This is a genomic window from Halomonas sp. SIMBA_159 (assembly GCF_046536035.1).
GTDB classification, from domain to species: Bacteria; Pseudomonadota; Gammaproteobacteria; order Pseudomonadales; family Halomonadaceae; genus Vreelandella; species Vreelandella venusta_A.
On sequence record NZ_JAWJBT010001608.1, the window covers coordinates 1 to 236 of the forward strand.

1 pseudogene is annotated in these 236 nt (G+C 59.7%); it reads left to right on the forward strand.

The annotated features are described in order from the left end of the window. Nucleotides 1-41: 41 nt before the first annotated feature. A pseudogene (locus R0J87_RS24655) lies at nt 42-236 on the forward strand (carbohydrate kinase); the annotation flags it as partial.

Genomic DNA, 236 nt, shown 5'->3' on the forward strand with positions numbered 1-236 from the left:
TGCAGCAGGCGATTCCCGACATCAGGGAATGTCAGGATGTTATGGGCCGGGTGAGCAGGGAAGCGGCGGCGTTAACCGGACTGAGCGAAGGCACGCCTGTGGTCAGTGGCTGTTTTGATATCGTGGCCTGCGCTATCGGCTCAGGGGTCTGGCAAAGCCAGGCCGCCTCTGTGATTGCCGGTTCCTGGAGCATTAATCAGGTGGTGACGGACACCTTACCGGGCAGGGATGTCTTT